Origin of the sequence: Peptoniphilus timonensis JC401 (assembly GCF_000312025.1) — a bacterium.
GTDB classification, from domain to species: domain Bacteria; phylum Bacillota; class Clostridia; order Tissierellales; family Peptoniphilaceae; genus Peptoniphilus_A; species Peptoniphilus_A timonensis.
Window position 1 is genome coordinate 38,887 of sequence record NZ_HE978597.1, and the last position, 8,248, is coordinate 47,134.

General features: G+C 24.0%; 9 protein-coding genes. 2 read left to right on the forward strand and 7 right to left on the reverse strand.

Annotated features, from left to right (window positions below; all coding sequences use genetic code 11):
* Positions 1-4 precede the first annotated feature (4 nt).
* The 6 genes from HGPT_RS07610 to HGPT_RS07635 form a co-directional block, all read right to left on the reverse strand.
* Entirely contained in the window at positions 5-823 is an 819-nt protein-coding gene (locus tag HGPT_RS07610) for a hypothetical protein (RefSeq protein ID WP_019139244.1), read from the reverse strand.
* A gap of 12 nt (positions 824-835) precedes the next feature.
* On the reverse strand, positions 836-2,281 hold the full coding sequence (locus HGPT_RS07615) for a VanW family protein (RefSeq protein ID WP_019139245.1): 1,446 nt from the start codon (positions 2,279-2,281) through the stop codon (positions 836-838).
* Positions 2,282-2,284: 3 nt separating this feature from the next.
* Positions 2,285-2,755 (reverse strand): signal peptidase I, encoded by a 471-nt coding sequence (gene lepB / locus HGPT_RS07620; protein ID WP_019139246.1) that lies wholly within the window; start codon positions 2,753-2,755, stop codon positions 2,285-2,287.
* A complete protein-coding gene (locus tag HGPT_RS07625; protein ID WP_218914864.1) occupies positions 2,730-3,230 on the reverse strand; it encodes a hypothetical protein in 501 nt (166 codons plus the stop codon). Before HGPT_RS07625 ends, lepB begins: the two co-directional genes overlap by 26 nt.
* Before the next feature lie 543 nt (positions 3,231-3,773).
* Complete coding sequence (locus tag HGPT_RS07630) at positions 3,774-4,484, reverse strand: hypothetical protein (RefSeq protein ID WP_019139249.1); 711 nt, start codon at positions 4,482-4,484, stop codon at positions 3,774-3,776.
* Positions 4,481-4,825 carry a hypothetical protein gene (locus HGPT_RS07635; RefSeq protein WP_019139250.1) on the reverse strand — a complete coding sequence of 115 codons (345 nt, stop codon included), beginning with the start codon at positions 4,823-4,825 and terminating at the stop codon, positions 4,481-4,483. Before HGPT_RS07635 ends, HGPT_RS07630 begins: the two co-directional genes overlap by 4 nt.
* A 128-nt stretch (positions 4,826-4,953) precedes the next feature.
* Here HGPT_RS07635 and HGPT_RS07640 point away from each other — a divergent pair, with 128 nt between their 5' ends.
* Together HGPT_RS07640 and HGPT_RS07645 are read left to right on the forward strand one after the other, a co-directional pair.
* A complete protein-coding gene (locus tag HGPT_RS07640; RefSeq protein ID WP_019139251.1) occupies positions 4,954-6,687 on the forward strand; it encodes a toprim domain-containing protein in 1,734 nt (577 codons plus the stop codon).
* A gap of 112 nt (positions 6,688-6,799) precedes the next feature.
* Positions 6,800-7,642 carry a hypothetical protein gene (locus tag HGPT_RS07645; protein WP_019139252.1) on the forward strand — a complete coding sequence of 281 codons (843 nt, stop codon included), beginning with the start codon at positions 6,800-6,802 and terminating at the stop codon, positions 7,640-7,642.
* 447 nt (positions 7,643-8,089) lie between these two features.
* Here the strand turns inward: HGPT_RS07645 and HGPT_RS08945 are convergent, their stop codons facing one another.
* On the reverse strand, positions 8,090-8,239 hold the full coding sequence (locus tag HGPT_RS08945; protein ID WP_342626076.1) for a DpnD/PcfM family protein: 150 nt from the start codon (positions 8,237-8,239) through the stop codon (positions 8,090-8,092).
* Between the last annotated feature and the right edge of the window lie 9 nt (positions 8,240-8,248).

An 8,248-nucleotide genomic window follows, 5' to 3' on the forward strand; every position in this document is an offset into this window, starting at 1 on the left:
ATCTTTAGTCATTATTACTTTTTTCTGTTATACTTTTTTTGTTTTCTTCAATTTCAGATGAATTGTTTGTATTTTTTATACTATTATTTGTTTCTGAAGAATCTTCATCTTTTTCTTTTTCTTCAATCAACTTATCAAAATAATCAATATCATAGCTTCCATCTTCTGATTTCTTTGTTTTTTCAGTATCAGGTATTTCTTCATTTAAGACTTCATCTATAGCACCTGCATATCCAGAAAGGATCCTATTAAACATAACATTATTGAAGAAAATATAATTTGACATTGTTGTTTCTACACCTGCCAATTTAACGTCTTCTAATTTAATTAAATAACTTCCATTTTCAGTTTGAACAAGTTCCACAGGAACTTTTGTAACCTTTAATAATTTACCTTCTTTAAAACCTTTTTCAATTTCTTTGCTGACATTTTTTGTATCTACATCTTGGTTTAAAGCATAAAGAAAATTTCTTCCAGCATCTGAATAATTATTTATAACAAGAGTTAAGAAAAGGACTTTTCCTTTTTTATCTTCACTTTCAATTTCATCTTGTTCTATTTGATAGTCCACTAAAGGTCTTTTATCTAGATAATTTTGTTCAATATTTGTTACATCAAATAATTGAAGATTTACTAATTTCATAAATTCAGCAGGATTTTCTACATAATTTGAAGCATTTTCGTATTTACCTTTTTTTAAATTATCTAAAAATGCTACTACTGTTTCTTGTTCATTTGTATAATTAGTTCCTTTATCTCCCTTACAAGCAGTTAATGTTAAACAAAATAATAAACTAATTAGTATCAAAATTTTTCTTTTCATTTTTATCTCCTTTTATTGAACCACTACATTATCTAACGGAATATAATTAACTTCATCAATCTGTTTTGTCTCATTTCCCAAATTTTTGAAAACACTAACTTTAAGCCCTTGTCTTCCTTTGTATCTTATATCATCTTTATCTATTTCATCAGCTTTAATATAAATTGTTTTAGGTTCTGTCTTATTTATTACCTTAGTGCTTATATTAGATTTTTGATAATCTGTAGCTATACCAAAAATTTGAATTGAATAAGTAACTTCCCTATTTTCATTTTCTACTGTTTTTGCCTTTAAAAGAATAGGTGTTGAAGAGTTGTTTTTTAAAATAAATGGTTTTTTCTCATCATATTTGACATCTAATCCTAGATTAAATATTGGATCATAATATGAATAATGACTTACATTTATTGGTTCAAAGTTAGAATACAATAATATTTCATAAAGATTGGATAAACCTTGTGATATACCAGCTCCCTTAACTTCTAAAAAATCATCAAGATACTCGTCAATACCATTTCCAAATCTTGCAAGTCTATTTTTATATAATTCGTCTTCAAGGTCTTTCTCCGTCATTAAATATCTGTCTAAATCAAAAACTCCATAAGGTGAAACAAAAACATTGTTTAAGTAATTCATCAAAATAGAATTATTTCTCTCATAAACTTTTGTGATTTTTGATTCCATCTTTTCATTTAAATCTAGTGACAGAGGTTTAACTTTAAAAGTCATAGAATCTAATAGTTCTAGGGATTTATTTACCATATTTGGATCAATTTCTTTTCTTTTAATAACTTCTATTGGAACGTCAATTTCACCAATATAACCATCTGATAAAATTGCTTTCAATTTTTCTGAATCTAACTTTCTACCATCTACACCTTTTTCATATTGGCTTTTTACAAATACCTTTTCAGGGTCACTATATCCTAGTTTATTATTTTCTTTATCATAAACAGGGATAAGCTTATCATTAACAGGCTCCAAGCTTACATCGGCAAAAAGAGCATCAGAAAAATCTGCAAATTTATTTGAGTTAAGTTTAAATATAGGCTTCACTTCATCATTTTCTGAAGCTTTTAATAATTTATCAAGTGTTTTAGTATAATCAATTTCATATCCTATATCACTAAGCTTGTATGTTAGTGTTCTCGGATTGGTTCTTACATCTTTTATATCTCCAAACTTGAAATTTATTTTTCCTTCAAGTATATCTTCTTGTTTTTCAGATAATTTACTTTTTGCCTTATCTCTTGTTAAATTTTCAAAATCTAAATTTTTAAGAGTAACACCTTCTTTGATTCTTCCTAATTTACTTTCATCAATTATTTCTATTTTTGAAATATCAATTTCTTCTTCATTTAATTTTTCCTTAGAAAATATAAAATAATAAATCAGGAAAATTACAATGACTATGCCAACTATTACCATTAAAAATTTTTTGTTTTTAAATATTTTCATATTTTAAAAACACCTCCCAACAATATCTTTATTTTTTAAAGGACCTAGCTCTCTACTATCCATTGAATCAGACCTGTTATCTCCCATAAGATAGTATTCATCTTCTTTTAACTTTATATTTCTAATATAATAATCATTACTTGTATATTCTTTATCTAAGTATGGTTCATCTAGTTTTTTATTATTAATGTATACATCTTCTTCAAGAATATCTATTTTTTCTCCTGGCAAACCAACCACTCTTTTTATAAGCAAAAGCTTATCTTTATTATCTTTAGCTATAACAATATCCCCTCTTTTATATTTTTTTGTCATCTTATTAACTATTTTTATATCTTTGTTTTTTATATTAGGCATCATGGAATCTCCATTAACTACAAAAATACTAAAAACATTATTTTTTATAGTTATAAGTAAAATAAAATAAATAGAAATTATCAAACAAAATTTAGTGAAACTCATATTTTTGAACATTACTATATATCTCCTTATTGCTAAATCTTGATAAGTTATTTACTAATTTTAGACTTTTATTAATTTCCACATAAAGATTAGGATAAAACTTAATAAAATCTTCTACTCCCTTATCAAAATTAGGATAAAGAAATAGAAACCAGATTTTAGGAATCAAAAATACGCCTTTATCTTCATCTAAAAAATTATAAGAAATGTTTCTATAAATAGCTTCTTGCATATATTCATATTTTAAAATTTCATATACATTGCCATAATTATATTTGTTAAAATCAATTCTATTTGAATATCTAATTTTAACTTCTTCATTCTCTATATATTTAAGAATTTTATTAAAAATTTCGTTATATAAGGGATCATTTTCTAAACTATCCATAAGAAAAAATATGTCCTTGTATTCTTCAAGTGTATATTGTCCTTTGAAACTCCTTAATGTCTTATTATTTTTTTCTACTATCTTTAAATATTTAGACATTCTCTTTATATTTATATTTCTAAGTTCATCTAAATACTTATTTTGATGATTTGTAGACCACTCACAAAGCTTCAAAAACAATTCTTTGTTTATTCCAAGTTTATAAACAGACCACTTAGAAATAGGCTTTTTTCATAAAAAATGTCTTCGTCTTCAAGTACATCGACCCCTGTATTAATATTACTTCTAAGCATGCTTTGTTCTTTTACATGATCTAAAAAAATCATTAACTTTTTTGTTTTAAATCTTCATAAAATAATTTCTCTATATCCAACACCTCCATTATTAAAATTACTTAATAAACAAAATGTTGTTAGAAAAAACTAAATTTTCTCTAACAACACAAAATAACCTTTTTTTAACTTAATTTTATGACAAATATATAATTCAAAGAATAATTTGGGAAAAGAATTATAAATCCTATCTTCTAAGTATAAAAATACATATTTGTAATCTGCACGATTTATTAATCCTATTAAGGATTCCATATATTTTTTATTAAAATAAGCATATTCATCTTCATAATAAAGATTCTGAACTCCTTTAAAAAGGATTTTGTGCTAAATATTCCAATGGATAATAAAGATTTAGATATTTTCTTTTTATAGGTGGATCAATAATTAAAAGATCACCACTAAATAATTTAATAAAATCTTTTGAATCATAATTAAAAACTTTAATATTTTTATTTGTAAAATAATTATTAGTTTTTAAAAGTTTGAAATTAAAAACATTATCATTTGCCACTGTTTTTTTCGATTTAGTATAAAAATATCCATTTTTTATATTGCTTGCTTGATAAACGCAGTAAATAAAATTACCATATAAAAAATCGTAAATTTCCTGGTTATAAATGTCTTTACTTTCATAAAGATATTTATGTATAGAATCAATTTTTATTGCATCATTTTTACCAAAAAAACATGTTTTTTCACTATGAGAATACCACTCATAGATATTACCTTTATATAATTCGATGTTTTTAATTGTTTCAAAAGCATATTTAAGCTCAACTCCTAAATCGCCTTTAAATAATTTGGTGTAAAACGACAAATAATAATATAAAAACTTATATTTATCATTTAATAAAATTTCATTAGCATGTCTAAAAAAAGGAATTGATAAAGAAGCTGTTCCTGCAAAGATATCTGTTACTTTATTCAATTCTTCTTTCTTGACGTATTGCATTACAAAATTATAGGCTTCTCTTTGGAGATTATTTTTGTTTTGATAAATTGGTAAACTGTCAATCATTTAATATTCATATACTCTTTTTGATCTTTAAAAATATCTTCATCAATTTCAAAATCATCAAATTCTGTTTCTACTTCTTGGTCTAATTTTTTCTTTGTTTCATCCATCTTTTCGTGCATTTTTTTATCTTCTTCTTCTTTAGCTTTTTGTTCTTCCTCTTCGAATTTTTGATTTTGAAGATTATCTACTTCAGAAATATCGTCATCTTTGATGCCATTCTTTTGTCTATCAAAGAAATCAGTAACTCTCGCTATAGGATGTATTACCTCTTCTTGCTCTAATATATATACAGCACCTAAAGATTCTAAAATAACAAGAATTAATAAAATTATTGTTTGCATTAAAAATCTCCTTTCTTTTATTTATTGAAAATATACCTTAAATCAACTTCTATTTTTTGATTTAACGTAAAAAAAATGCTTTTTACGGTATTTTCTTTATAACGATTATTTAAGAAAGGAGAAATACAATGGGAAAAAAATATGAATCAATGTCAGATTTATCAGAAGCTCAAAAAAGAAATGTATATTACTATATTGCCAATTCCAGCACTTTTCCTGATTTAAAAACAAGAACCGAAGAATCAGGATATAACTGGGATAAAAAAGGTTCAACATCTGATCGTGATATGAGAGCTAGTAAAAGTGGAGCTATTAGTTTATTTAAATCAAAAATTTCTAAAAGTGGATATGGTTTTAAAGATTATTCGACTGGGTTTTCTGCATTAAATATAATAGACTTTCAAATTTATCTTGATTCTAATGGAACTGCAACTAATGGGATGAAAAACGATAATTCTATTAGAGAAAAAGCTGTAGACAACTTAATAAAAGATTATGGTTTAACTATGAATAAACTTTTAGATAAAGTTTTTGAAAAAGCTAAACAAAATAATAAAGATAAGATTTCACAATTAAAAAGCAAAAACAAAAAAGATTTAATTCGAAACAATTCTCAACATAAAGAAATAAAAATATTAGGTGATGAAAAAACTTATAACGAAAAAAATAGAGAATTTAAATTAAATAAATTTAGAAAAGATCCTAAGACTAATGAACAAATTTATAAATTAAATGTCATGTCTAAAAAAATCGAATCTGATCCAAATGACAAGAATCAAAGAATAGGTATATTAAAAAATTACACTTATGATGCTAAAAAAATGACACCTAACGAACCAGCTTGGAAATATTTAAAAAACGTTAGAAAATTATCAGATGACACTATAAACAAATACAAAGATTCATTGTTATCTGTAAAATTATGGGATGGTAAAGATGGCATTGCATTTTTAGGTACAAAAGATAATAAGATTTATACTGCTGAAATAAAAAACTTTGACAAAGAAAATAAAAGAAATTTTAAATATAACAAATCTGGTGATAATTTTGCTCCTTTTGAATATATAAAAAATAAAGATAAAAAAATTGACACTTTATTTTTTGTTGAAGGTGCAATTGATGCCATGAGTTTAGACGAAGTTTTAAAAAATAAAGAAAATATTAATTATGGAATTATTGGTATTGGTGGAACTGGAAATCTAATTAAAGCAGTTGAGGATTCTTTGAAAAATTTAAATGTTGATATAAATGATATTACACTTGCAATGGATAATGATAGAGCAGGAATGGATGCAGTTAAAACTTATATTGAACATTTTAAGCATATACCTAATTTATCTTATCCATATAATATGTTAGACAACAGTTCATATAATGAAGCAATAAGACTAGGCATTGCAGAACCCGATTCAAAAAACAAAGATGAAATTAAAATTGCTAAAGATTTTAATGACTTCCTAGTTATGGGAAGAAATGTAAGAGATCTAATAAACAAAGGTGCTAACTTATCTTTTACCAGCATGAAAAAATGCTACATAAATAAAAATTATGATTCAATTTATAAAGTAAAAGATAAACATTTTGAAAAAATATTAGATGAAATTTCTGAAGAAACTGGATTGACAAAAGATAAAATTGATAGTTATTTAAAGAGAAATAATAACATCGGTTTTTATAATAAAATTATTGCTCCTAAATTTAGAAAAGACAAACCAATTATTAAAGACACTAATTTAGAAAAAGAAAATGAAAAAACTAAAATTCAAAATAAAGATTTAAATAAAATATCTTCAAAAAATTCTATTGAAAAACCAAAAATTGAAACAAATAAATCAAAACAAAAATACCAAATAAAAAAATAGAAAAAAACGTGAAAAAAAATAAAACCAACTTGAAAATCAAAAAAGAAATCAAAATATTTCTAAGACAGCAAGTGATTATATAAGTAAAAACAGTTTAAAGGATGGATTAAAAATGAGAAACAACAAAGAAGAATTAAAAAAAGAAACTCCTCTAACTCGTGAAAAATTAAAAGACATTTTGAATAAAATAAACGAAAAACCTATTTTTCAATTAAAGGCTGAAGATCATAAAGGTAAAAATTATATAAGCTATGTTTCATTAAAAGATTTATTACAAATGGATGCTGGTTATAATTTTAAAGCTAATTATAACCCATACAATTTAGTTAAATCAGATTCCGTTGCCTTACTTGATAAATTAAATACTGGATCATTTTTAGTTCAGTTTAGAAAGGAAGAAAAAGATTCTATAAAAGATGCATTTTTCAAAATAGACTTAGATTTAAAAAATCAAAAATTCGATGTAGAACAATTAAAAAGTCCAAAAGAATTTAATCATTCAGATAGATACAAGGGTTTTTTAATTGAAGATATTAATGAACTATATTCAGACGGAACATTAATAACAGACAATATTTATTCAGAAAATTATAAAGAAAATAATGAAATAAATTACAAAAATAACTCTAATGTATATATTAGGAATTTAAACACTGATGAAGGAAATAGTAAAAAAGTTAATACAGATGATATAATAAATGATTTAAAAAATAAAGATAAAATTTTAAAAGATTATCCTCTTTCAGTTTTTACTTATAATGATGATTTGTCTGATTATGAATTTATAAAAGGTAAAACAACTATTGAAAATAACAAAGAAGAAAATCATTTTAAAACAGCTAGAATAAAAAATGGAATAGGCGAACTAAAGAAAGACATGGGCTTTTTAGATAGTCTAGATAAAAAATTATTAATACAAAACCACAGTAATAGAAACCTAAACTTTGAAAGATAGATATTAAAATAAGGGATTATTCCCTTATTTTTTTATTTTGATTATTACCTAACTGTGTCTTTTTAAATCTAATATTTATGAATATATACAAAAACAAAAGAAAATAACTTTTTATCTGTTTCTTACAAGCTTTTATATGTCTGTCTTTTGACACTAAATATTTGTGAGATTTTAGATAGATAAATATTTGATAAATATTTAGTGTATATAGTATATATCGGAACCACATCATGCAACCATCTTCGGGAACCATCCAAGAACCATCAAAAATAAACCATAAAAACAATTACCATAAAAAAGAAAAAAGGTTAAAATATTTTAATAATAACAGCTAAAGAGAAGACCCTGCTACCTCTAAAGCATCAGCTAAAAAGAAGAATGAAACTGCCTTTAAAGCCGTAAAACTAAAATATCAAAACCTTAAACAAAAATTACATAAATCAAAAATTATACCTCTAAAAATTCAGCACGAGAAAAATCATCAGCATATAAAACAATCTCTTCATCAAAATAAGCATCCTTTATTTTTTCCAAAGCCTCTTCATAAGAATCAGCCTTAACCTCAATTTCTCTAGATAAAGTTTCACGAATTTCAATTTTAAAATT